20 protein-coding genes and 1 pseudogene are annotated in these 22,697 nt (G+C 67.0%); 12 read left to right on the top strand and 9 right to left on the bottom strand.

The genetic code is table 11. The annotated features are described in order from the left end of the window. Window positions 1–75: 75 nt before the first annotated feature. Together clpB and HWX00_RS01885 are read right to left on the bottom strand one after the other, a co-directional pair. On the bottom strand, window positions 76–2,673 hold the full coding sequence (clpB, locus tag HWX00_RS01890; protein ID WP_034188665.1) for an ATP-dependent chaperone ClpB: 2,598 nt from the start codon (window positions 2,671–2,673) through the stop codon (window positions 76–78). A 157-nt stretch (window positions 2,674–2,830) separates the two neighbouring features. Beyond that, window positions 2,831–3,328, bottom strand: a complete 498-nt coding sequence (locus HWX00_RS01885; RefSeq protein WP_175028803.1) for an Rrf2 family transcriptional regulator — start codon at window positions 3,326–3,328, stop codon at window positions 2,831–2,833. 252 nt (window positions 3,329–3,580) lie between these two features. Here HWX00_RS01885 and HWX00_RS01880 point away from each other — a divergent pair, with 252 nt between their 5' ends. Further along, on the top strand, window positions 3,581–4,141 hold the full coding sequence (locus tag HWX00_RS01880; protein WP_034188667.1) for a group III truncated hemoglobin: 561 nt from the start codon (window positions 3,581–3,583) through the stop codon (window positions 4,139–4,141). A 51-nt stretch (window positions 4,142–4,192) separates the two neighbouring features. Here HWX00_RS01880 and HWX00_RS01875 read toward each other — a convergent pair whose 3' ends face one another. The 6 genes from HWX00_RS01875 to HWX00_RS01850 all read right to left on the bottom strand — a co-directional run bounded on the left by HWX00_RS01875 (window position 4,193) and on the right by HWX00_RS01850 (window position 10,525). Beyond that, window positions 4,193–4,669, bottom strand: a complete 477-nt coding sequence (locus tag HWX00_RS01875) for a molybdenum cofactor biosynthesis protein MoaE (RefSeq protein WP_175028802.1) — start codon at window positions 4,667–4,669, stop codon at window positions 4,193–4,195. Window positions 4,670–4,679: 10 nt separating this feature from the next. Continuing rightward, window positions 4,680–4,937, bottom strand: coding sequence for a molybdopterin converting factor subunit 1 (moaD, locus tag HWX00_RS01870; RefSeq protein WP_034188669.1), 258 nt, complete (start codon window positions 4,935–4,937; stop codon window positions 4,680–4,682). A gap of 19 nt (window positions 4,938–4,956) precedes the next feature. Continuing rightward, a complete protein-coding gene (locus HWX00_RS01865) occupies window positions 4,957–6,204 on the bottom strand; it encodes a molybdopterin molybdotransferase MoeA (RefSeq protein ID WP_034188670.1) in 1,248 nt (415 codons plus the stop codon). A gap of 234 nt (window positions 6,205–6,438) precedes the next feature. Next, window positions 6,439–7,890, bottom strand: coding sequence for a threonine synthase (gene thrC / locus HWX00_RS01860; protein WP_175028801.1), 1,452 nt, complete (start codon window positions 7,888–7,890; stop codon window positions 6,439–6,441). Window positions 7,891–7,904: 14 nt separating this feature from the next. Then, window positions 7,905–9,233, bottom strand: coding sequence for a homoserine dehydrogenase (locus tag HWX00_RS01855; RefSeq protein WP_049032681.1), 1,329 nt, complete (start codon window positions 9,231–9,233; stop codon window positions 7,905–7,907). Window positions 9,234–9,286: 53 nt separating this feature from the next. Continuing rightward, window positions 9,287–10,525, bottom strand: coding sequence for a pyridoxal phosphate-dependent aminotransferase (locus HWX00_RS01850; RefSeq protein ID WP_034188673.1), 1,239 nt, complete (start codon window positions 10,523–10,525; stop codon window positions 9,287–9,289). A gap of 317 nt (window positions 10,526–10,842) precedes the next feature. Between HWX00_RS01850 and HWX00_RS01845 the strand changes: the two genes are divergently transcribed. From HWX00_RS01845 to HWX00_RS01805, 9 genes are all read left to right on the top strand, one after another. Next, window positions 10,843–11,217: an Mth938-like domain-containing protein gene (locus HWX00_RS01845; RefSeq protein WP_012328660.1), complete on the top strand. Its 375-nt coding sequence runs from the start codon at window positions 10,843–10,845 to the stop codon at window positions 11,215–11,217. Window positions 11,218–11,340: 123 nt separating this feature from the next. Next, a complete protein-coding gene (locus HWX00_RS01840) occupies window positions 11,341–13,017 on the top strand; it encodes a glycosyltransferase family 39 protein (protein WP_059561650.1) in 1,677 nt (558 codons plus the stop codon). Between the two features lie 13 nt (window positions 13,018–13,030). After that, the gene (locus HWX00_RS01835) at window positions 13,031–13,402 is read left to right on the top strand and encodes an SMR family transporter (RefSeq protein WP_034188675.1); all 372 of its coding nucleotides are present in this window, start codon (window positions 13,031–13,033) and stop codon (window positions 13,400–13,402) included. A gap of 129 nt (window positions 13,403–13,531) precedes the next feature. Next, complete coding sequence (locus HWX00_RS01830; protein ID WP_034188676.1) at window positions 13,532–14,683, top strand: DegT/DnrJ/EryC1/StrS family aminotransferase; 1,152 nt, start codon at window positions 13,532–13,534, stop codon at window positions 14,681–14,683. 6 nt (window positions 14,684–14,689) lie between these two features. Then, window positions 14,690–15,742, top strand: a complete 1,053-nt coding sequence (locus HWX00_RS01825; RefSeq protein ID WP_049032769.1) for a glycosyltransferase — start codon at window positions 14,690–14,692, stop codon at window positions 15,740–15,742. After that, a complete protein-coding gene (locus HWX00_RS01820) occupies window positions 15,739–16,686 on the top strand; it encodes a formyltransferase (RefSeq protein WP_175028800.1) in 948 nt (315 codons plus the stop codon). The genes HWX00_RS01825 and HWX00_RS01820 overlap by 4 nt, the downstream gene beginning before the upstream one ends. Further along, window positions 16,683–17,738 carry a bifunctional UDP-4-keto-pentose/UDP-xylose synthase gene (locus HWX00_RS01815; protein ID WP_006482864.1) on the top strand — a complete coding sequence of 352 codons (1,056 nt, stop codon included), beginning with the start codon at window positions 16,683–16,685 and terminating at the stop codon, window positions 17,736–17,738. Before HWX00_RS01820 ends, HWX00_RS01815 begins: the two co-directional genes overlap by 4 nt. 13 nt (window positions 17,739–17,751) lie before the next feature. Beyond that, window positions 17,752–18,648, top strand: coding sequence for a polysaccharide deacetylase family protein (locus HWX00_RS01810; RefSeq protein ID WP_034188679.1), 897 nt, complete (start codon window positions 17,752–17,754; stop codon window positions 18,646–18,648). A 104-nt stretch (window positions 18,649–18,752) separates the two neighbouring features. Then, window positions 18,753–19,214, top strand: a complete 462-nt coding sequence (locus HWX00_RS01805; protein WP_006756046.1) for a peroxiredoxin — start codon at window positions 18,753–18,755, stop codon at window positions 19,212–19,214. A gap of 191 nt (window positions 19,215–19,405) precedes the next feature. Here HWX00_RS01805 and HWX00_RS37250 read toward each other — a convergent pair. Beyond that, a pseudogene (locus tag HWX00_RS37250) lies at window positions 19,406–19,646 on the bottom strand (hypothetical protein); the annotation flags it as partial. Between HWX00_RS37250 and HWX00_RS01800 the strand changes: the two are divergent. Beyond that, a complete protein-coding gene (locus HWX00_RS01800) occupies window positions 19,542–21,338 on the top strand; it encodes a PhoH family protein (RefSeq protein ID WP_175028799.1) in 1,797 nt (598 codons plus the stop codon). The pseudogene HWX00_RS37250 and the gene HWX00_RS01800 sit on opposite strands and share 105 nt — an antisense overlap. A 237-nt stretch (window positions 21,339–21,575) precedes the next feature. Beyond that, entirely contained in the window at window positions 21,576–22,643 is a 1,068-nt protein-coding gene (locus HWX00_RS01795) for a C40 family peptidase (protein WP_175028798.1), read from the top strand. Window positions 22,644–22,697 lie beyond the last annotated feature (54 nt).

Below are 22,697 nucleotides of genomic sequence, written 5' to 3'. Positions count from 1 at the left end.
CAAACACCCCGCCGAGGCGGGGTGTTTGTTTTTGCGCGCCCGGCGCGAACCGGGCGGGCAACCGATGGCAGGCGATCAGTGAACGACGCGGTCGAACACGAACTTGCCGTCGTTGACGTCGACCGGAATCACGTCCTTCGGACCGAAACGGCCCGCGAGGATCAGCTTCGCGACCGGGTTCTCGATCTCCTGCTGGATCGCGCGCTTCAGCGGCCGCGCGCCGAACAGCGGATCGTAGCCGACCTTGCCGATCTGTTCGAGCGCCGCCGGCGACACGTCGAGCGCCATGTCGAGCTTCGCGAGCCGGTCGTGCAGGCGGGCGAGCTGGATCTTCGCGATCGACTCGATGTTGCTGCGGTCGAGCGCATGGAACACGACGACGTCGTCGATCCGGTTCAGGAACTCGGGGCGGAAATGCTGCTTCACCTCGAGCCACACCGCGTCCTTGATCTCTTCCTGCGGTGCGCCCGTCATCGCCTGGATCACCTGCGAGCCGAGGTTCGACGTCATCACGATCACCGTGTTCTTGAAGTCGACCGTCCGCCCCTGCCCGTCCGTCATGCGGCCGTCGTCGAGCACCTGCAGCAGCACGTTGAACACGTCCGGGTGCGCCTTCTCGATCTCGTCGAGCAGGATCACGCTGTACGGCTTGCGACGCACGGCTTCCGTCAGGTAACCGCCTTCCTCGTAGCCGACATAACCCGGCGGCGCGCCGATCAGCCGCGCGACGCTGTGCTTCTCCATGAACTCGCTCATGTCGATGCGGATCAGGTGCTCTTCCGAATCGAACAGGAACGACGCCAGCGCCTTGCACAGCTCGGTCTTGCCGACGCCCGTCGGGCCGAGGAACAGGAACGAGCCGTACGGACGGTTCGGATCGGCGAGACCCGCGCGCGAACGACGGATCGCATCGGCCACCGCACTGATCGCCTCGTCCTGCCCGACCACGCGCTCGTGCAGCTTTTCCTCGATGTGCAGCAGCTTCTCGCGTTCGCCCTGCATCATCCGCGACACGGGGATCCCGGTCGAGCGCGACACGACTTCCGCGATTTCCTCGGCGCCGACCTGCGTGCGCAACAGGCGCGGACGCGTCGGGTTGTGCTGCTCCTGCTCTTCGGCCTGCGTGACCTGCTTCAGTTGCGCCTCGAGCTGCGGCAGCTTGCCGTACTGCAACTCGGCGACCTTCTCCAGCTTGCCGTCACGCTGCAGCCTCGCGATGTCCGCGCGCACCTTCTCGATCTCTTCCTTGAGCTGTGCGCTGCCCTGCACCGCGGCCTTCTCGGCGGTCCAGATCTCTTCCAGGTCCGCGTACTCGCGGCCGAGGCGCTCGATCTCTTCCTCGATCAGCTGCAGGCGCTTCTGCGACGCTTCGTCCTGCTCCTTCTTCACGGCCTCGCGCTCGATCTTCAGCTGGATCAGCCGGCGGTCGAGCTTGTCCATCTCTTCGGGCTTCGAATCGATTTCCATCTTGATCTTCGAAGCGGCTTCGTCGATCAGGTCGATCGCCTTGTCGGGCAGGAAGCGGTCGGTGATGTAGCGGTGCGACAGCTCGGCCGCGGCGACGATCGCCGGGTCGGTGATGTCGACGCCGTGGTGCAGTTCGTACTTCTCCTGCAGCCCGCGCAGGATCGCGATCGTCGCCTCGACGCTCGGCTCGTCGACGAGCACCTTCTGGAAGCGGCGTTCGAGCGCGGCATCCTTCTCGATGTACTTGCGGTATTCGTCGAGCGTGGTCGCGCCGATGCAGTGCAGCTCGCCGCGCGACAGCGCCGGCTTCAGCATGTTGCCCGCATCCATCGCGCCTTCGGCCTTGCCCGCACCGACCATCGTGTGGATTTCGTCGATGAAGACGATCGTCCGGCCTTCGTCCTTCGCGATGTCGTTGAGCACGGCCTTCAGGCGCTCCTCGAATTCACCGCGATACTTCGCGCCGGCGAGCAGCGCCGCCATGTCGAGCGACAGCACGCGCTTGCCCTTCAGCGTCTCCGGCACTTCGCCGTTGACGATCCGTTGCGCGAGCCCTTCGACGATCGCGGTCTTGCCGACGCCCGGCTCGCCGATCAGCACCGGGTTGTTCTTGGTGCGGCGCTGCAGGATCTGGATCGAGCGGCGGATTTCGTCGTCGCGGCCGATCACCGGATCGAGCTTGCCCGCACGGGCCCGCTCGGTCAGGTCGACCGTATACTTCTTCAGCGCCTCGCGCTGGCTTTCCGCATCCTGGCTATGCACCTGCGAGCCGCCGCGCACCGCGGCGATCGCGGCTTCGAGCGCCTTGCGCGTGAGGCCGTGCTGGCGCGCGAGCTTGCCGGCTTCGCCCTTGTCGTCGGACGCGGCGAGCAGGAACATTTCACTCGCGATGAACGTGTCGTTGAGCTTCTGCGCTTCCTTGTCGGCCTGGTTCAGCAGCCCGGCCAGTTCACGGCCGATCTGGATGTCGCCGCCCGTGCCCGTCACTTGCGGCAGGCGCGAAATGGCTTCGTTCAGCGCGCCTTGCAGCGCCTGCACGTGAACACCCGCGCGCGACATCAGCGAGCGGGCGGACCCGTCCTGCTGCGCGACCAGCGCCGCGAGGACGTGAACGGGTTCGATGTATTGATTGTCGCGGCCTGCCGCGAGGCTTTGCGCGTCCGCGAGTGCTTCCTGGAACTTGGTGGTGAGCTTGTCGATTCTCATTTAGTCGAGACCTCCAATTTTCGATTAACACCAAGATAAGGATGGTTATGCGGCTTTCAAGCCAAATTCGGGTTGATTCAGCGCAAAAATTGCTCGATAGGCCGGAAGCGGCCCCGGGACGGGCCGCGTTCGGATCGCGGGACGCGGCGCGCGTGCGTCAGCCGGCCGCCGATGGGTCGTCCGGCGACGATTCGGCACGCACGGGCACGACCGGACGGATGCCGAGCAGCGCCGCGAGCGGCGACGCGGGCTCGGCCAGCTCGCCGAGCCGGTGACGGTCGAGCTCGGCGAAGAACGCATCGCGCGCGGCCGCCAGCACGCCTTTCAGGCGGCACCGCGGCTCGATCACGCAGCCGCGCGATTCGCCGCCGTCGGTCGCGAAACAGCCGACCAGCGCGAAGTCGCTCTCGGTCGCGCGCACGACCTGGCCGACCGTCAACTCGAGCGATGCCGGGAAGAGCCGCAGCCCGCCGTTGCGGCCGCGAACCGTGTCGACCCATCCCAGCTCGCCGAGCTGCTGCACGACTTTCATCAGATGGTTCTTCGAGATGCCGTAGGCATCCGAGATCTCCTGGATCGTCGCGAGCCCCTCGCCGCGCACGGCAAGGTACAGCATCACGCGCAGCGAATAGTCGGTGTAGTCAGTGAGTCTCATGGACGGATACGGAAATGATCGATCGTGCCCCGATGACGCGGGCCGGGCCGATCGCGGGGCGTGCGGGGGCCGGCTGACGGTCCCGTTCCGCGACCCCGGGTTGCCGGGATCGCGTGCGCGCAATAAGATGCATGAAACTTGCGCGTTTTTCAGCGGGTATTGGACGCTATTTTGCGACAAAATCCGACCGGCGTCCTGCCTGCCCTCCCGCCACTGCCCGTCAGCACTCCGATCTACCGGCCCCTTTTTGCCATGAATGCCCTGCCCGCCTCGCCCGAAACCGCACCGGCCCGCCCTCGCGACACCGAGCCGACCGAAGACAACATCCGCGCGCTCGTCTACGCGTTCTACGACCGCGTGCGCGCCGACCCGCTGCTCGGGCCCGTGTTCGACGCGAAGCTGGCCGGCCGCTGGGACGACCACCTGCCGAAGATGGTCACGTTCTGGTCGAGCCTCGTACTCGGCACCAAAGGCTATCGCGGCAACGTGCAGCAGGCGCACCAGCCGCTCGACGGGATCGAGCCGGCCCATTTCAGCCGCTGGCTGGCGCTGTTCCTGAGGACCGTCGAGGCGCGCTACGCGCCGCCCGCGGCGATCCGCTTCATGGCGCCCGCGCTGCGGATCGCCCAGAGCCTGCAGTTGAGCCGGTTCGGCTGGGATTATCGGATTCCGCCCGAGCAGCAGGCGCTGCTCGATGCGATCGCGCCGCGCCGCCGCGACGCGGGCGACGATCCGCACGCGCTGCCGTCGCGTGCCCGCGGCGAACCGTTTCCGACGAAGATCGTCGGACGCAGCGCCGACCCGGACGCGTGACGCGCGGCCCGTGACGCCGGGCGCACCACCCGCGGCAGATCGACGCACTGCCTAGCGCGGCGTATTGCCCGACTCGACGCCCCAGCGCGCGAGCGCGGCATCGTCGGTGCTGCGCGCATCGACCCAGCGCTCGCCGTCCGGCGTCGTTTCCTTCTTCCAGAACGGCGCCTCGGTCTTCAGATAGTCCATCACGAATTCGCACGACGCGAATGCATCGCCGCGGTGCGGCGCGACCGTCGCGACCATCACGATCTGGTCGAGCGGCAGCAGCCTGCCGACGCGATGCACGATCGCGACGTCGATGCCCGGCCAGCGCCGGCCGGCCTCGGCGGCAATCTTCTCGAGCGCCTTCTCGGTCATCCCCGGATAGTGCTCGAGCTCCATCGCGGCAACCGAATCGCCTTCGTTCAGGTCGCGCACCGTGCCGACGAAACACGCGACGGCGCCGATCTTCGGGTTGCGCGCGCGCAATGCCGCGACTTCGGCATTCAGATCGAAATCGTCGGCCTGGACTCGTACCGTTGCCATCGCGCGCCCCTCAGCCGCCCGTCACCGGCGGAAAGAACGCGACCTCGCAGCCTTCGGTGAGCCGCGTGTCGGGATCGGTCATCTCGTGGTTGCAGGCCATGCGCAGCGCGCGCCCCTCGGCGAGCGTCTCGGCCCATACGCCGCCGCGCACGCGCAACCAGGCGCGCACGTCGCCGACGGTCGTCACGCTGTCCGGCACGGTTGCCGCTTCGTCGGCGACACCCAGTGCCTCGCGCACGCTTGCAAAAAATTTCAGCTGAATCTTCATGGTTCGGGAAGCCGTCGCGTTACGACAGCAGTTCGGAAAACGGAATGAAACGGACGGTCTCGCCGGCGCTGATCACGTGCTGCGGCGGGTTGTCGATCAGGCCGTCGCCCCAGACCGTCGACGTCAGCACCGCCGAGCTCTGGTTCGGAAACAGGTCGAGCCCGCCGGCCGCGTTGACGCGCGCACGCAGGAATTCGTTGCGCCGGTCGCCCTTGCCTTGCGAAAAGTCCGCACGTAGCGACAGTGCGCGCGGCGCGACGTCACGCACGCCGGACAGGCGCAGCAGGAACGGCCGCACGAACAGCAGGAACGTGACGAAGCTCGACACGGGGTTGCCGGGCAAGCCGATGAAGTGCGCGTCCGCACGCTCGTCGCCGCGGCGCACCGCGCCGTACGCGAGCGGCTTGCCGGGCTTCATCGCGATCTGCCACAGCGCGAGCCGCCCTTCGGCCTCGACGGCGGGCTTCACGTGATCCTCGTCGCCGACCGATACGCCGCCGCTCGTCAGGATCACGTCGTGATCGCGCGCGGCCTCGCGCAGCGTGTCGCGCGTCGCGGCGAGCGAATCGGGCACGATCCCGTAGTCGGTCACGTGGCAGCCGAGCCGCTCCAGCAACCCGCGCAGCGTGAAGCGGTTCGAGTTGTAGATCGCGCCGGGCTTCAGCGGCTCGCCCGGCATCGTCAGTTCGTCGCCGGTGAAAAACACGGCGACGCGAATCCGCCGTGCGACCGACAGCTGCGCGCAGCCGACCGATGCGGCCAGACCGAGCGCCTGCGGCGTGAGCCGCGTGCCGGCCGGCAGGATCACCGAACCCTGGCGGATGTCCGCGCCCTGCGCGGTGATCCATTCACCGGCCTTCGGCGTGTGCAGGATCTCGACCGCGTCGCCGTCGGCCGATGCCTGCTCCTGCATCACAACCGCGTCGGCGCCGGGCGGCACCGTTGCGCCGGTGAAGATCCGCGCGGCCGTGCCGGCCGCGAGCGGCCCAGCCGGATGGCCGGCCGGAATGCGCTGCGACACCGGCAACCGCCGATCGCCGTGCAGCAGGTCGGCGACGCGCACCGCATAGCCGTCCATCGCGCTCGTATGCATCGGCGGCACGTCGAGCGGCGAGCTCACGTCGGCGGCCAGCACGCGGCCGAGCGCATCGAGCGTGGCGACGGTCTCCGCGCCGGGCAGCGGCTTCGCGGCATCGAGCAGCGCGGCGAGCGCCTCGGCGGTCGACAGCATCGGCGCGCGGGGCGCCGCGGGATTCGGGTTCGACATCGATGGAATCGGGGATCGTTGGAGTCAATACGTCATTGTAGCGACGCCGTCGCACCGGCGCGCGATATGGCGGACATGCGAAAACTGTGATCGGCGCGAACGCGCGGGTCTGGCACTTGTTTCGCGCGACAGGCCATGCCCAGGCGCCAAACGAAACGGCCGGAACCCCGATCCGTTCGACGAATCGGCGTTCCGGCCGTCCCGCGCAGCCGGGCCCCCGGGCCCGGCCGTGCGTCATGCACCCGTATGGGCGACGATGAAGTCCTTCACCTGCCGGGCATCGGCCTTCACGACCTCGAAGCGCTGCGGCAGCGCCTCGAGCCCGTCGAACGCGGCCGGCCGCTCGGCTTCGCGATCGAGCGCCTCGCGGATCGTCTCGCCGAACTTGATCGGCTGCGCCGTCTCGAGCACGACCATCGGCACGCCGGCATCCAGGTGCTCGCGTGCGACCTTCACGCCATCGGCCGTGTGCGTGTCGATCATCGTGTCGTAACGCGAGAACACGTCGCGAATCGTCGCGATCCGGTCGGCGTGGCTGCTGCGGCCCGACACGAAGCCGAACTCGGCGACGCGCGCGAAATCGCCGCTCGCCGCGAGATCGAAACCGCCCTTCTCCTCGACGTCGCGGAACAGCTGCATCACGCGCGCCGGATCGCGGCCGAGCAGGTCGAACACGAAACGCTCGAAATTCGACGCCTTCGAGATGTCCATGCTCGGGCTGCTCGTGTGATACGTATTCTCGGCGCTGCGCACGCGATACGCGCCCGTGCGGAAGAACTCGTCGAGCACGTCGTTCTCGTTGGTCGCGACCACGAGCTTCGCGATCGGCAGCCCCATCATCCGCGCGATGTGGCCCGCGCAGACGTTGCCGAAGTTGCCCGACGGCACCGTGAACGACACGCGCTCGTCGTTGGACTGCGTCGCCGCGAAGTAGCCCTTGAAGTAGTACACGACCTGCGCGACGACGCGCGCCCAGTTGATCGAGTTGACCGTGCCGATCTTCTGCTCCGCCTTGAACGTGTGATCGTTCGACACGGCCTTCACGATGTCCTGGCAGTCGTCGAACACGCCTTCCACCGCGAGATTGAAGATGTTCGGGTCCTGCAGGCTGAACATCTGGGCCGTCTGGAACGCGCTCATCTTCTTGTGCGGCGACAGCATGAACACGCGCACGCCGGCCTTGCCGCGCATCGCGTATTCGGCCGCGCTGCCCGTGTCGCCCGACGTCGCGCCGAGGATGTTCAGCGCTTCGCCGTGCTTCGCGAGCGTGTACTCGAACAGGTTGCCGAGCAACTGCATCGCCATGTCCTTGAACGCCAGCGTCGGGCCGTTCGACAGCTCGAGCAGCGACAGCGCCGCGCCATGCTCGGTGCCGAGCGTCTTCAGCGGCGTGATGTCGGACGCGTTCTCGCCGTGGCGCGTGTTGCGGTACACGTCGGCCGTGTACGTGCGGCGCGTGATCGCGCGCAGGTCGTCGGCCGGCACGTCGTCGCAGAACTTCGACAGGATCTCGAACGCGAGATCCGCGTACGACAGCGTGCGCCAGCGCGCGAGCTCGTCGGCGGACACCCGCGGATACTCGGCCGGCAGGTAGAGCCCGCCGTCCTTCGCGAGACCGCCGAGCAGGATGTCGGAGAACGTATGGCGCTCGCCGATGCCGGCGCCGCGCGTGGAGATGTAGTTCATGTCGCTTTCCGTCCTCAGTTCAGCGCTTCCATGCGCAGCTTCGTCACCTTCGACACGACCGTCGCGAGGCGCTCGATCTGCGCGATCGCCGCATTGACGTTCTTCTCGACCGTTTCGTGCGTGATCAGGATGATGTCGGTTTCGCCCTTCGCGTCGTCGACCTGCTCCGACTCCTTCTGCAGCAGCGCGTCGATCGAGATGCCCGACGCGGCGAGGATGCGCGTGATGTCGGCCAGCACGCCGGTTTGATCGGCGACGCGCAGGCGCAGGTAGTAGCCGCTCGTCACTTCCTCGATCGGCAGGATCGGCGTGTTCGACAGGCTGTCCGGCTGGAACGCGAGATGCGGCACGCGATGCTCGGGGTCGGCCGTATGCAGGCGCGTGACGTCGACGAGATCCGCGACCACCGCCGACGCGGTCGGCTCCGCGCCCGCGCCCTTGCCGTAGTACAGCGTCGTGCCCACCGCATCGCCGTGCACGACGACCGCGTTCATCGCGCCCTCGACGTTCGCGAGCAGGCGCTTCTCCGGGATCAGCGTCGGGTGCACGCGCAGCTCGATGCCGTTCTCGGCGCGACGCGTGATGCCGAGCAGCTTGATCCGGTAGCCGAGCTCTTCCGCGTAGCGGATGTCGGTCGCGTCGAGCTTGCTGATGCCCTCGACGTAAGCGCGGTCGAACTGCACCGGCACGCCGAACGCGATCGCGCTCATGATCGTCGCCTTGTGCGCGGCGTCGACGCCTTCGATGTCGAAGGTCGGGTCGGCTTCCGCGTAGCCGAGTTCCTGCGCGGCCTTCAGCGCGGTCGCGAAATCGAGCCCGCGGTCGCGCATTTCCGACAGGATGTAGTTGGTCGTGCCGTTGATGATGCCCGCGATGTACTGGATGCGGTTCGCGGTCAGGCCCTCGCGCAGCGCCTTGATGATCGGGATGCCACCGGCGACGGCCGCCTCGAACGCCACCATCACGCCCTTTTCGCGCGCGGCCTCGAAGATCTCGGTGCCGTGCACCGCGAGCAGCGCCTTGTTCGCCGTCACGACGTGCTTGCCGTTCGCGATCGCGCGCAGCACGAGCTCGCGCGCGATGCCCGTGCCGCCGATCATCTCGGCGATGATCGCGATCGACGGATCGTCGACGACCGAATTGAAATCGTCGGTGATCTGCGCGGCGGCGGCATCACCGCCGAGCACGGCCTGCGCCTTGGCCGGATTACGCACGGCAATGCGCGCGACCTCGATGCCGCGCCCCGCGCGTCGCTTGATTTCTTCCTGGTTGCGGCGCAGCACCGTGAAGGTGCCGCTGCCCACCGTGCCGAAGCCCAACAGGCCAACTTTGATCGGTTCCATGCTGCGTGTGATCGATGAGTAAGAAGTAGTGAATTCCGCGTGCCCCTGGCCGCTCAGGCCGAGTGGCGCTTGCGGTAGCCGTCGAGGAAGCGTGCGATCCGGTTGATCGAATCGGTCAGGTCGTCGAGGTTCGGCAGGAAGACCACGCGGAAGTGGTCCGGCGTCGCCCAGTTGAAACCCGTGCCCTGCACCAGCAGCACACGCTCCTCGAGCAACAGGTCGAGAATGAACTGCTGGTCGTTCTGGATCGGGTAGAGCTTCGGGTCGAGGCGCGGGAACATGTACAGCGCGGCCTGCGGCTTCACGCAGGTCACGCCCGGGATCGACGTCAGCATGTCGTACGCGAGCTCGCGCTGCTTGTACAGGCGCCCGCTCGGCACGATGAGTTCGTTGATGCTCTGGTAGCCGCCGAGCGCCGTCTGGATCGCGAACTGCCCGGGCACGTTCGCGCACAGGCGCATCGACGACAGGATACCCAGCCCCTCGAGGTAATCCTTCGCGCGCCGGCGGTTGTCGCCGCCGAGGCCCGACACGGCCATCCAGCCCGCGCGGTAGCCGCACGAGCGATAGCTCTTCGACAGGCTGTTGAACGTGACGGTGATCACGTCCTCCGACAGCGAACCCATCGCGGTGTGCTCGAGGCCGTCGTAGACGATCTTGTCGTAGACCTCGTCGGCGAACACGATCAGCCCGTGCTGGCGCGCGATCTCGAGCAGCTCGAGCAGCAATTCGTCGGAGTAAAGCGCGCCCGTCGGGTTGTTCGGGTTGATCACGACGATCGCCTTCGTGTTCGGCGTGATCTTGCTGCGGATGTCGTCGAGATCGGGCATCCACGCGTTCTGCTCGTCGCACACGTAGTGCACCGGCGTGCCGCCCGACAGGCTCACCGCGGCCGTCCACAGCGGGTAGTCGGGTGCGGGCAGCAGCACTTCGTCGCCGTCGTTCAGCAGCGCCTGGGTCGCCATCACGATCAGCTCGGACGCGCCGTTGCCGATGTAGATGTCGTCGAGGCCGACGCCCACGACGCCCTTTTCCTGCGTGTAGTGCATCACGGCCTTGCGCGCCGAGAACACGCCCTTCGAATCGGAATAACCCGACGACGACGGCAGGTTGCGGATCATGTCCTGGATGATCTCGTCCGGCGCGTCGAAACCGAACGGCGCGAGGTTGCCGATGTTCAGCTTGATGATGCGGTGGCCTTCTTCCTCGAGGCGCTTCGCGTGCTCGAGCACCGGGCCACGGATGTCGTAGCAGACGTTGAGCAGCTTGTTCGACTTCTGAATCGGTTTCACGACGACACGGTTCCTGGGTTGGCCTTGCGGCCGGGGGGACGGGATCAAAACTGGAAAGCGGCCGGTCTGTGCGCGCTGTCTAGACTGGGAAAAAGCGGGCGGTCGGACGCGGCTTGTGGCGACGCACGACGCAAGTGGCGCCCGGGGGCGGCCAAAAAGTTATAATTTAGCGGATTTTGGCCGACTTTCGCAATGCACCATAGCCGCGCCGGGCCCGCGCCGTCAGGCGTCCCCATGTGGCCAGGCGCGCGAAACCGGCCATCCGGGCCCCTGCGGCCCTTGCGATACATGCCCTTACGGAACCGCGGAATACCGATTTGAAACTGCACCAGGACACGAGCGGCGCGCTCAATACCGTCACCGGCTACGGCCCCGATTACGTCGACGTCAATCTCGAACGCCATGAAACGAGCGTCATCGTGCTGCCCGGCGCGCCGGTCCAGGCATGGCCGGTGTCGTCGTTCGACGCGCTCGCGCCCGAGCATTTCGCGATGCTGCTCGACCCGACGCCCGAGCTCGTGATCTTCGGCAGCGGCGCGCGGCTGCGCTTCCCGCACCCGCGGCTCGTCGCGGCGCTCACGGCGAAGCGGATCGGCGTCGAGACGATGGATTTCCAGGCGGCCTGCCGCACCTACAACATCCTGATGGCCGAGGGCCGCAAAGTCGCCGCCGCGCTCTTAATTGAACGTTAATCCCCGATGCGGTAAAACTCGGGCCGGCGCAACGGGTCGATCCCCCGATCGGTCCGGCCAGGCCGCCCGCCGCCGGCACAACCCGCCGGCGGCCCGTCACCCCAACCAACAGGCTGAAAATCCATGAACGATACGCCCTCGAGGCTACCGCTCAACCGCATCACGCTCGTCCTCCTGATCGTCGCGCTCGCGATCGTCTGGTTCGCGCCGCTCGGGCTGCGCCACCTGATCCCGAGCGACGAAGGCCGCTACGCGGAAATGGCGCGCGAGATGTTCGTCACCGGCGACTGGATCACGCCGCGCTACAACGGCTACAAGTACTTCGAGAAGCCGCCGCTGCAGACCTGGCTGAATGCGCTGACCTTCGCGTGGTTCGGCATCGGCGAATGGCAGGCGCGCCTCTACACGGCCGTCGCGAGCTTCGCCGGCGTGCTGCTCGTCGGCTATACCGGCGCGCGCCTGTTCAACCCGCTGTCGGGCTTCCTCGCGGCCGTCGTGCTCGCGAGCTCGCCGTACTGGAACCTGATGGGCCACTTCAACGCGCTCGACATGGGGCTCGCGTTCTGGATGGCGCTGTCGCTCTGCTCGCTGCTGCTCGCGCAGCGGCCCGGGCTGCGCCCGGCCGCGGTGCGCGGCTGGATGTGGGCATGCTGGGCCGCGATGGCGCTCGCGGTGCTGTCCAAGGGCCTCGTCGGCCTAATCCTGCCCGGCGCCGTGCTCGTGCTCTATACGCTGATCGCGCGCGACTGGGCGCTGTGGAAGCGCCTGTACCTGGTCAGCGGCCTCGTGATCTTCTTCGCGATCGTCACGCCGTGGTTCGTGCTGGTGCAGCAGCGCAACCCCGAGTTCTTCAACTTCTTCTTCATCGTCCAGCAGTTCCGCCGGTACCTGACCCCGGAACAGAACCGCCCGGGCCCGCTGTACTACTTCGTGCCGGTGCTGCTGGTCGGCTTCCTGCCGTGGCTGTCGGTCGCGTGGCAGAGCATCCGCCATGCGCTGCGGATGCCGCGCCAGCCGAACGGCTTCTCGCCGATGCTGGTGCTGCTGATCTGGAGCGCCTTCATCTTCCTGTTCTTCAGCACGTCGCATTCGAAGCTGATCTCGTACGTGCTGCCGGTCGCGCCGGCGCTCGCGCTGATCATCGGCGCGTACCTGCCGCTGATGACGGCCGACCGGTTCCGCCGCCACCTGCTCGGCTACCTCGTGTTCTTCGTCGCCGCGGCGTTCGGGATCATCTTCCTCGCGTACCAGGGCGATGCCCGCACGCCGAACGCACTGTACCGCGCGTTCCAGATGTGGCTGTACGCGGGCCTCGCGGTCTCGGCCGCGCTGACGCTCGCGGCCGCGTGGCTGAACCGCCGGACGGGCGCGGCCGCCGCGCTCGCCGCGTTCGGCGCCGCATGGCTCGCGTTCGGCACGATCGGCGGCACCGGGCACGACGAGTTCGGCCGCTACAGCTCGGGCGCGCTGCTCGCGCCGGCCGTGCGCGCCGAACTGGCGAAGCTGCCGCCCGACACGCCGTTCTACTCGATCGAGATGCTCGACCATACGTTCCCGTTCTACATGGGCCACACGACGATCATGGTCCAGCGCCAGGACGAGCTCGCGTTCGGGATCTCGATGGAGCCGAACAAGTGGATTCCGACGGTCGACGAATGGATCGCGCGCTGGAAGCAGGAAACCCATGCGCTCGCGATCATGCCGCCCGGCCAGTACGACGCGCTGGTCAGCCAAGGCGTGCCGATGCGCGTGATCGCGCGCGACAACCGCCGCGTGATCGTCGAGAAACCGCAATCGTAAGGACGCCCCTCGCATGAATCCCGTTTCGTTCGTCTGCATCATCACCGGCGTGATGCTCAACGCCTGTGCGCAACTGCTGCTGAAAGCCGGCGTCAACGCCGTCGGGCACTTCGAATTCAGCCGTGCGAACATCCTCCCGGTCGGCCTGAAGATCGCGACCCAGCTGCCGATCATCGGCGGCCTCGGCTGCTACGTGCTGAGCGTCGTGGTCTGGATTCTCGGGCTGTCGCGGGTCGACGTGTCGATCGCGTACCCGATGCTGTCGCTCGGCTACGTGGTCAACGCGTTCGCGGCGTGGTACCTGTTCGGCGAGGTGCTGTCGGTCCAGCGGCTCGTCGGGATCGGCATCATCCTGATCGGCGTGCTCGTGCTCGCGCGCAGTTGAGCATGCCCCGCGGCGTTAAGTGTCCGCCTACAAAAAATCACGGTGCGAATCCGCCAACCGGTGTTTAATGCCGGTTTCGGGCGGATCGCCCGACCCTTTTATTACACGCCATTACAGGCCAACGCGTTCATGAGCCAGACTACCGCTCCGTTTCTGCCGTTCACCCGACCGGAAATCGACGAGGAAACCATCCAGGGCGTCGTCGACGTGCTGCGCTCGGGCTGGATCACCACCGGCCCGCAATGCCAGAAATTCGAGGCCGCGCTGTCCGACTACTGCGGCGGGCGGCCGGTCCGCGCGTTCAATTCGGGCACCTGCACGCTCGAGATCGGCCTGCGCATCGCGGGCGTCGGTGCCGGCGACGAGGTGATCACGACGCCGGCGTCGTGGGTCTCGACCAGCAACGTGATCATCGAAACGGGCGCGACGCCCGTGTTCGCCGACATCGATCCCGTCACGCGCAACATCGACCTCGACAAGCTCGAGCAGGCGATCACGCCGCGCACGAAGGCGATCATCCCCGTGTTCCTGTCCGGCCTGCCGGTCGACATGGACCGCCTGTACGCGATCGCGCGCGCGCACAAGCTGCGCGTGATCGAGGACGCCGCGCAGGCGTTCGGCTCGACGTGGAACGGCAAGCGCATCGGCGCGATCGGCGACATCGTGTCGTTCAGCTTCCACGCGAACAAGAACCTGACGACGATCGAAGGCGGCGCGCTGGTGCTGAACAACGAGGACGAAGCGACACTCGCGCAGAAGTACCGGCTGCAGGGCATCACGCGCACCGGCTTCGACGGGATGGACTGCGACGTGCTCGGCGGCAAGTACAACCTGACCGACGTCGCCGCCCGCGTCGGCCTCGGCCAGCTGCCGCACATCGAACGCTTCACCGCGCAGCGCCGCGCGCTCGCCCGCGCGTATTTCGCCGCGTTCGACGGCGGCGCGGCCGTGAAGCTCGGCGTCGGCCTGCCGGTTGCCGACTTCGCGAACAGCAACTGGCACATGTTCCTGATCACGCTGCCGCTCGAGCGGCTGACGATCACGCGCGCCGAATTCATGGCGCAGCTGAAGGAACGCGGCATCGGCACGGGCATCCACTACCCGGCGATCCATCTTTTCACGCTGTACCGTGCGCGCGGCTTCAAGGAGGGCATGTTCCCCCACGCCGAACGGTACGGCGCGTCGACCGTCACGCTGCCGCTGTTCACGCAGATGACGGAAGGCGACGTGCGTCGCGTGGTCGACGCCATCAACCAGATTTGTGAACAATACGGAAAATAAGCGTACATGAGTCACCTTGAAGCACGCGCCGGGCATCCGGGGGCCGGCCATCCGGTCGCCGGGCACCTGGACGCCGGTCGGCCCGAAGTCTCGGTCATCATCCCCGTATACAACGAGGAAGACGGCCTCGCCGCGCTGTTCGCGCGGCTGTATCCGGCGCTCGACGCACTCGACACGTCGTATGAAGTGATCCTGATCAACGACGGCAGCCGCGACCGCTCGGCCGCGATGCTCGCCGATCAGTTCCACGTACGGCCCGACACGACGCGCGTCGTGCTGCTCAACGGCAACTACGGTCAGCACATGGCCATCCTCGCGGGCTTCGCGCAGTCGCGCGGCGAGATCGTCATCACGCTCGACGCCGACCTGCAGAACCCGCCCGAGGAAATCGGCAAGCTGATCGCGAAGATGCGCGAGGGCTACGACTACGTCGGCTCGATCCGCAAGCAGCGCCAGGACAGCCTGTGGCGGCGCAAGGCGTCGCAGATGATGAACCGGCTGCGGGAGCGCATCACGCGCATCAAGATGACCGACCAGGGCTGCATGCTGCGCGCGTACAGCCGCCGCATCATCGACACGATCAACGTGTGCGGCGAAGTCAACACGTTCATCCCCGCGCTCGCGTACACGTTCGCGCAAAAGCCGACCGAAATCGAGGTCGCGCACGAGGAACGCTTCGCAGGCGAATCGAAGTATTCGCTGTACAGCCTGATCCGGCTGAACTTCGACCTCGTGACCGGCTTCTCGGTCGTGCCGCTGCAGTGGCTGTCGTTCATCGGCGTGATCCTGTCGCTCGGCTCCGCCGCGCTGTTCGTGCTGCTGCTCGTGCGCCGCTTCATCGTCGGCGCGGAAGTGCAAGGCGTGTTCACGCTGTTCGCCATTACGTTCTTCCTGCTCGGCGTGATCATCTTCGCGCTCGGCCTGCTCGGCGAGTACGTCGGCCGCATCTACCAGCAGGTGCGCGCACGGCCGCGCTACCTGATCCAGGCCGTGCTCGAGCAGCACGACGGCGTGCCGCCGGTGCCGGCCGACGCGAACCGCACGGGAGCCGGGCAATGAAGCCGCGCGCGGTCGTCTTCGCGTATCACAACGTCGGCGTGCGCTGCCTGCAGGTGCTGCTCGCGCGCGGCGTCGACGTCGCGCTCGTCGTCACGCACGAGGACAACCCGAACGAGAACATCTGGTTCGGCAGTGTCGCGTCCGTCGCGGCCGAGCACGGCATCCCGGTCGTCACCCCGGCCGATCCCGCCGATCCGGCGCTGCGCCGCGCGGTATCCGACGCGCGGCCCGACTTCATCTTCTCGTTCTACTACCGGCACATGCTGCCGGTGGACCTGCTCGCGATCGCGCCGCGCGGCGCGTACAACATGCACGGTTCGCTGCTGCCGAAATACCGGGGTCGGGTACCGACCAACTGGGCCGTGCTGAACGGCGAGACCGAAACCGGCGCGACGCTGCACGAGATGGCCGCGAAGCCCGACGCGGGCGCGATCATCGGCCAGACCGCGGTGCCGATCCTGCCGGACGACACGGCCGCGCAGGTGTTCGACAAGGTCACGGTGGCCGCCGAACAGACGCTCTGGCGCGTGCTGCCCGCGCTGCTCGCCGGCGAGGCGGCGCACCTGCCGAACGACCTGTCGAGCGGCAGCTACTACGGCGGGCGCAAGCCCGAGGACGGCCGCGTCGACTGGACGAAACCGGCCGCGCAGGTCTACAACCTGGTGCGCGCGGTCGCGCCCCCGTATCCGGGCGCGTTCACGGACGTCGACGGCACGCGTTTCGTGATCGCGCGCGCGCGCCTCGCGGCGCCCGGCAGCGCGGCAGCGGCCGCCGCGGCGGATTTGCCGCCCGGCCTGCACGTAAGCGATAATGCGCTATTCGGCGTCTGCGGCGACAGCCGCGCCTTGTCCATTCTCGAGCTGTGGCAGCAGCGCGACGGCAGCGAAACCGTCGTGACGCCCGCGGAATTCGCGCAGTTCATTCATTCTTCCCGTCATTCATGAAAGCAAAAAAAGTCCTGATCCTGGGTGTGAACGGCTTCATCGGCCATCACCTGTCGAAGCGCATTCTTGAAACCACCGATTGGGAAGTGTTCGGCATGGACATGCAGACCGATCGGCTGGGCGACCTCGTCAACCACGAGCGGATGCATTTCTTCGAAGGCGACATCACGATCAACAAGGAGTGGGTCGAGTATCACGTGAAGAAGTGCGACGTGATCCTGCCGCTCGTCGCGATCGCGACGCCGGCCACCTACGTCCAGCAGCCGCTGCGCGTGTTCGAACTCGACTTCGAGGCGAACCTGCCGATCGTGCGTTCGGCCGTCAAGTACGGCAAGCACCTCGTGTTCCCGTCGACCTCCGAGGTCTACGGCATGTGCTCGGACGAGCAGTTCGATCCGGACGCGTCGGCACTCACCTACGGCCCGATCAACAAGCCGCGCTGGATCTACGCATGCTCGAAGCAGCTGATGGACCGCGTGATCTGGGGTTACGGGATGGAAGGCCTGAACTTCACGCTGTTCCGCCCGTTCAACTGGATCGGCCCGGGCCTCGACTCGATCTACACGCCGAAGGAAGGCAGCTCGCGCGTGGTCACGCAGTTCCTCGGCCACATCGTGCGCGGCGAGAACATCAGCCTCGTCGACGGCGGCTCGCAGAAGCGCGCGTTCACCGACATCGGCGACGGCATCAGCGCGCTGATGAAGATCATCGAGAACAAGGACGGCGTCGCGTCGGGCAAGATCTACAACATCGGGAATCCGAAGAACAACTTCTCGGTTCGCGAACTCGCGCACAAGATGCTCGAACTGGCCGCGGAATTCCCCGAGTACGCCGACTCGGCCAAGCAGGTGAAGCTCGTCGAAACGACGTCCGGCGCCTACTACGGCAACGGCTACCAGGACGTGCAGAACCGCGTGCCGAAGATCGACAACACGATGCAGGAGCTCGGCTGGGCGCCGCAGGCGACGTTCGACGACGCGCTGCGCAACATCTTCGAGGCGTATCGCGGCCACGTCGCCGACGCGCGCGCGCTCGTCGAACAGCAAGGCTGACCGGGACGTTCGCTTGGCTCGTATCGTCCTCAAGATCGACGTCGACACGCTGCGCGGCACACGCGAAGGCGTGCCGAACCTCGCGCGCATCTTCGATCGCTTCAGCGCGCGCGCGACCTTCCTCTTCAGCCTCGGGCCCGATCACACGGGCTGGGCGCTGCGGCGGGTGTTCCGCCCGGGTTTCCTGAAGAAGGTGTCGCGCACGTCGGTGGTCGAACACTACGGCGTGAAGCAGCTGATGTACGGCGTGCTGCTGCCGGGCCCCGACATCGGCCGCCGCGCGATCGCCGACATGCGCGCGATCCACGAGGCCGGCTTCGAATGCGGGATCCACACGTGGGATCACGTGTACTGGCAGGACAACGTCCGTGCGCGCGATCGCGACTGGACCGCGCGTGAAATGCAGAAGAGTCACGCGCGCTTCATCGAAATCTTCGGCGCGCCGCCCGTCACGCACGGCGCGGCCGGCTGGCAGATGAACGATGCCGCGTTCGAGCAGATCGACGCGTGGGGCATGCGCTACGCCTCCGACGGGCGCGGCCACTCGCCGTACCTGCCGGTCGTCGGCGGCCGCACGCTGTCGCACGTGCAGATGCCGACCACGCTGCCGACGCTCGACGAAGTGCTCGGCATCGACGGCGTCGACACGCACAACGTCGCCGCGCACCTCCTCAAGTTCACCGAAACCAATCCGCACGACCAGGTGTTCACGCTGCATGCGGAACTGGAAGGCCAGAAGCTCGCGCCCGTGTTCGAGCAGCTGCTCGCCGGCTGGCGCGCGCAAGGCCACACGTTTGCGACGATGGGCGACTACCACGCGACGCTGGACCGCGACACGCTGCCATCGTACCCTGTCACGTGGGGCGAAATCCCCGGCCGCTCCGGCGAACTGATCGTCCAGCCCGACTGAGTCCGCGCGCGAGCCGGCGGCGCCCGCAGCGCCCTGCCGCGCGTTGCCGGGACGCCGCACCGCGCCGCCGCAGCGGCGCCTTTCCATAACAACAGGAGAAACACGTGTCTGTCGAAGTTGACCGTCAAGTTCCCGATTTCACCGCACCGGCCACGGGCGGCGACATTTCGCTGTCCGACCTGAAAGGCAAGAAGCTCGTGCTGTACTTCTATCCGAAGGACAACACGCCGGGCTGCACGACCGAAGGGCTGCAGTTCCGCGATCTCTATCCGAAGTTCAAGAAAGCCGGTGCGGAAGTCATCGGCGTGTCGCGCGACAGCCTGCGCTCGCATGACAACTTCAAGGCAAAGCTAGAACTGCCGTTCCCGCTGATCTCCGATGCCGACGAAGCGCTGTGCGCGCTGTTCGATGTCATCAAGATGAAGAAGATGTATGGCAAGGAAGTGCGCGGAATCGAGCGCTCGACGTTCCTGATCGACGCCGACGGCGTGCTCCGTCAGGCATGGCGCGGCATCAAGGTGCCGGGTCACGTGGACGACGTGCTAAGTGCTGTACAAGCGCTTTGAGGCGCGTTATATTGGGCCGCAATGAATGCCCGTTCGACCCATATTTCTCGTAGCTGCGCCGGTGCTCGATGCGATGCTTCCCGGCACCTGACGCGCATCACGACATCAGCCGAGCCGCATGTCCCTGTCGACGGGGCAGCGGCTTTTTTTATGGATTGCGCGCCGGCCCTCCCGGTCCGGCCCTAACCGCATCAAGGAGCTGATCGACACTTAGGCGAACCGGCTAGACGAATTTCCTGTGCGCCACCGCGCGCAAACTGCGTCTACGTCACGCAGGATGCGATCAGCGGCGCACGCCATGCGACACGATTCCTCCCGAGGGACACCATGCCTTTGCCTACCCCCCCCAGCAAGCTCGGCAGCCTGCTGCCGCCCGACGAATACAAGGCGAAAGCGCGGCCCGCGAAAGCCGCGAAGAAATCCGCCGAAGGGGACGCATCCACAGCCGGTGACTATGGTCCGGCCAGCGTGGCCCAACCGATGATCGAAGCCGCGAACACGGCCGCGCCGCTGCGTGCCGTCGCGTCTTCGGCGCCTGATGCCGCACCCGCCCGCGGCCGCAAGACCAAGCAGACGGCCGCGCTGCTGCAGCCGATGCCGGCCCCCGCCGCACCCGCGGCGCCGGTCGTCGCGCGCAACGACAAGCCGGCCGCCGGCAAACCCGCCGCCGGGCCCGCGCGCGACGCCGGCGCCGCCACCAAGTCGCGCAGCCGCAAGCCCGCCGAGGCCGAACTGCAGAAACTGTTCGTGCTCGACACCAACGTGCTGATGCACGACCCGAGCAGCCTCTTCCGCTTCGAGGAACACGACGTCTATCTGCCGATGATGACGCTCGAGGAACTCGACAACCACAAGAAGGGGATGTCGGAAGTCGCGCGCAACGCACGCCAGGTCAGCCGCACGCTCGACGCGCTGGTCGCCGACGGCGGCCCGATCTCGGACGGCATCCCGCTGTCGCGCCTCGGCAGCCGCGAGGCGCTCGGCCGCCTGTACTTCCAGACGAAGCTCGCCGACATCGCGCCGGTCGAAGGCTTGCCCGTGGGCAAGGCCGACAACCAGATCCTCGGTGTCGTGCGCGCGCTGCAGCGCGACCGGCCCGACCGCCAGGTCGTGCTGGTGTCGAAAGACATCAACATGCGGATCAAGGCGCATGCGCTCGGGCTGCCCGCGGAAGACTACTTCAACGACCAGGTGCTCGAGGACTCCGATCTCCTGTACAACGGCGTGCGCGAGCTGCCGCAGGATTTCTGGACCAAGCATGCGAAGGGCATGGAGAGCTGGCAGGACACGAAGACGGGCACCACGTACTACCGCGTGACGGGCCCGCTCGTCGCGTCGATGCTCGTCAACGAGTTCGTCTATCTCGAACCGCAGAACGGCGAGCCGACGTTCCATGCGATCGTCCGCGAACTGAACGGCAAGACGGCGCTGCTGCAGACGCTGCGCGACTACAGCCACCACAAGAACAACGTGCGGGGCATCACCGCGCGCAACCGCGAGCAGAACTTCGCGCTGAACCTGCTGATGAACCCCGAGATCGACTTCGTCACGCTGCTCGGCCAGGCCGGCACCGGCAAGACGCTCGTCGCGCTCGCGGCCGGCCTCGCGCAGGTGCTCGACGACAAGCGCTACAACGAGATCATCGTGACGCGCGCCACCGTGCCCGTCGGCGAGGACATCGGTTTCCTGCCCGGTACCGAGGAAGAGAAGATGCAGCCGTGGATGGGCGCATTCGACGACAACCTCGAGGTGCTGCAGAAGACCGACGACGCGGCCGGCGAATGGGGCCGCGCCGCAACGCAGGAACTGATCCGTTCGCGCCTGAAGGTGAAGAGCATGAACTTCATGCGCGGCCGTACGTTCGTCGACAAGTACCTGATCATCGACGAAGCGCAGAACCTGACGCCGAAGCAGATGAAGACGCTCGTCACGCGCGCGGGCCCCGGCACGAAGATCGTGTGCCTCGGCAACATCGCGCAGATCGACACGCCTTACCTGACCGAAGGCAGCTCGGGCCTGACCTACGTCGTCGACCGCTTCAAGGGCTGGGGCCACAGCGGCCACGTGACGCTCGCTCGCGGCGAACGTTCGCGGCTGGCCGACTACGCGTCGGACATCCTGTAACGCGGCCTGCCGGCCGATCGGCCAGCTGTCGACGCCACACGGCGCTCCGTTTCCGGAGCGCCGTTTTTATTTGGGGTCGAAGACAAAAGTAACGCTTCGTCACGCAAAAGCGCAGTTTACGCGCGAAACTTCAAGTAAATTCTCAAGAATGGTTGCTTAAGCCCCGTCCGAGCGTCTACCATCGGGTCTGTCTGTTGTCATACGATTCGCGAGCGCGCCGCGCTCGCCCGCCTTGCCATGCTTCGAATCTGGGTTCCCGTCGCCGTCGTTTCCCTGCTTGCGGCCTGCTCCAGCGTGCCGCCGCAGTCGGCATCGCGTTCCGCGTCGGGCATGAAGATCACGACGCCGCGCCCGTTCCCCGCTCCGGCCAACTTCCCGAAATTCGTCGATCACAGCGTCGGCCAGGAAGAAATCTCGATCCAGGCGATGAGCCTCGTCGGCATCCCGTATCGCTGGGGCGGCAACACGCCGACGAGCGGCTTCGACTGCAGCGGGCTCGTGCGCTACGTGATCGGCCGCGCGGCCGACGTGAACCTGCCGCGCACGACCGCCGACATGAGCGGCCGCGGCGTGTCGATCGAACCCGACGAGATCGCGCCGGGCGACCTGATTTTCTTCAATACGACCGGGCGGCCGCATTCGCACGTCGGCATCTATGTCGGCAAGCTGCGCTTCGTCAACGCACCGTCGACGGGCGGCACCGTCCGGCTCGACTACCTGACGAACCCGTACTGGGCCAAACGTTTCGACGGCATTCGCCGCGTCGCGCCGCCGCGCACGGCGCCGACGCCGTTCGATGCGCCGACCTACGAGGCGAAGCGCGACGAGCCGCGCACGCCGCCGGCGGTCGCAGCCCCGCCGGTGGTCGTGACGACCGCGGCGGCGCGGCAGCCTGCCTATGCGCCGCAGCAAGCACGCGTGACGCAGGCACCCGCGCCGGTCGTCACGGCCGCCGCCGCACCGGCGGCCCCCGCCGCCGATCCGTACGAACCGCCTCCGCCGCGCATGCAGGCCGCCCGGCAGCAGGCAACGTCGATGAACGACGGCATGACTGCGATGACGGCCAATGCAGCGCCCGCCGTCCAGGCGGAGTCCGGCACGCAGATTCCGACGACGGCGCTGACCGCCGCCCAGGCTGCCGCGTTCGACGACGAACCGCCTCCCGCGGCCGCATCGGCATCGCCACGCAGCATCGAGCCCGCACCCGTGCAGGTCTGGCGCGCGTCGACGCAATCCGCGCCCGTCAGCCCGCGTACCGGCACCGCGGACGATCCGATCGCGCGGTTCGCGAACGGCAGTTACTGACCGGTTGCCCGGCCGTCGACGGCAAGTCCCGTCGGCGACCTCTGTCGGCGCCCC

The sequence above is a fragment of the Burkholderia seminalis DSM 23518 genome, assembly GCF_902832885.1.
Classification (GTDB): domain Bacteria; phylum Pseudomonadota; class Gammaproteobacteria; order Burkholderiales; family Burkholderiaceae; genus Burkholderia; species Burkholderia seminalis.
This window is presented reverse-complemented; position numbering and strand designations above follow the sequence as displayed.

Coding starts and splice junctions, on each gene's coding strand:
- clpB (WP_034188665.1), bottom strand. CDS start 2,673: ATGAGAATCGACAAGCTCACCACCAAGTTCCAGGAAGCACTCGCGGAC.
- HWX00_RS01885 (WP_175028803.1), bottom strand. CDS start 3,328: ATGAGACTCACTGACTACACCGACTATTCGCTGCGCGTGATGCTGTAC.
- HWX00_RS01880 (WP_034188667.1), top strand. CDS start 3,581: ATGAATGCCCTGCCCGCCTCGCCCGAAACCGCACCGGCCCGCCCTCGC.
- HWX00_RS01875 (WP_175028802.1), bottom strand. CDS start 4,669: ATGGCAACGGTACGAGTCCAGGCCGACGATTTCGATCTGAATGCCGAA.
- moaD (WP_034188669.1), bottom strand. CDS start 4,937: ATGAAGATTCAGCTGAAATTTTTTGCAAGCGTGCGCGAGGCACTGGGT.
- HWX00_RS01865 (WP_034188670.1), bottom strand. CDS start 6,204: ATGTCGAACCCGAATCCCGCGGCGCCCCGCGCGCCGATGCTGTCGACC.
- thrC (WP_175028801.1), bottom strand. CDS start 7,890: ATGAACTACATCTCCACGCGCGGCGCCGGCATCGGCGAGCGCCATACG.
- HWX00_RS01855 (WP_049032681.1), bottom strand. CDS start 9,233: ATGGAACCGATCAAAGTTGGCCTGTTGGGCTTCGGCACGGTGGGCAGC.
- HWX00_RS01840 (WP_059561650.1), top strand. CDS start 11,341: ATGAACGATACGCCCTCGAGGCTACCGCTCAACCGCATCACGCTCGTC.
- HWX00_RS01835 (WP_034188675.1), top strand. CDS start 13,031: ATGAATCCCGTTTCGTTCGTCTGCATCATCACCGGCGTGATGCTCAAC.
- HWX00_RS01830 (WP_034188676.1), top strand. CDS start 13,532: ATGAGCCAGACTACCGCTCCGTTTCTGCCGTTCACCCGACCGGAAATC.
- HWX00_RS01825 (WP_049032769.1), top strand. CDS start 14,690: ATGAGTCACCTTGAAGCACGCGCCGGGCATCCGGGGGCCGGCCATCCG.
- HWX00_RS01820 (WP_175028800.1), top strand. CDS start 15,739: ATGAAGCCGCGCGCGGTCGTCTTCGCGTATCACAACGTCGGCGTGCGC.
- HWX00_RS01815 (WP_006482864.1), top strand. CDS start 16,683: ATGAAAGCAAAAAAAGTCCTGATCCTGGGTGTGAACGGCTTCATCGGC.
- HWX00_RS01800 (WP_175028799.1), top strand. CDS start 19,542: ATGCCTTTGCCTACCCCCCCCAGCAAGCTCGGCAGCCTGCTGCCGCCC.
- HWX00_RS01795 (WP_175028798.1), top strand. CDS start 21,576: ATGCTTCGAATCTGGGTTCCCGTCGCCGTCGTTTCCCTGCTTGCGGCC.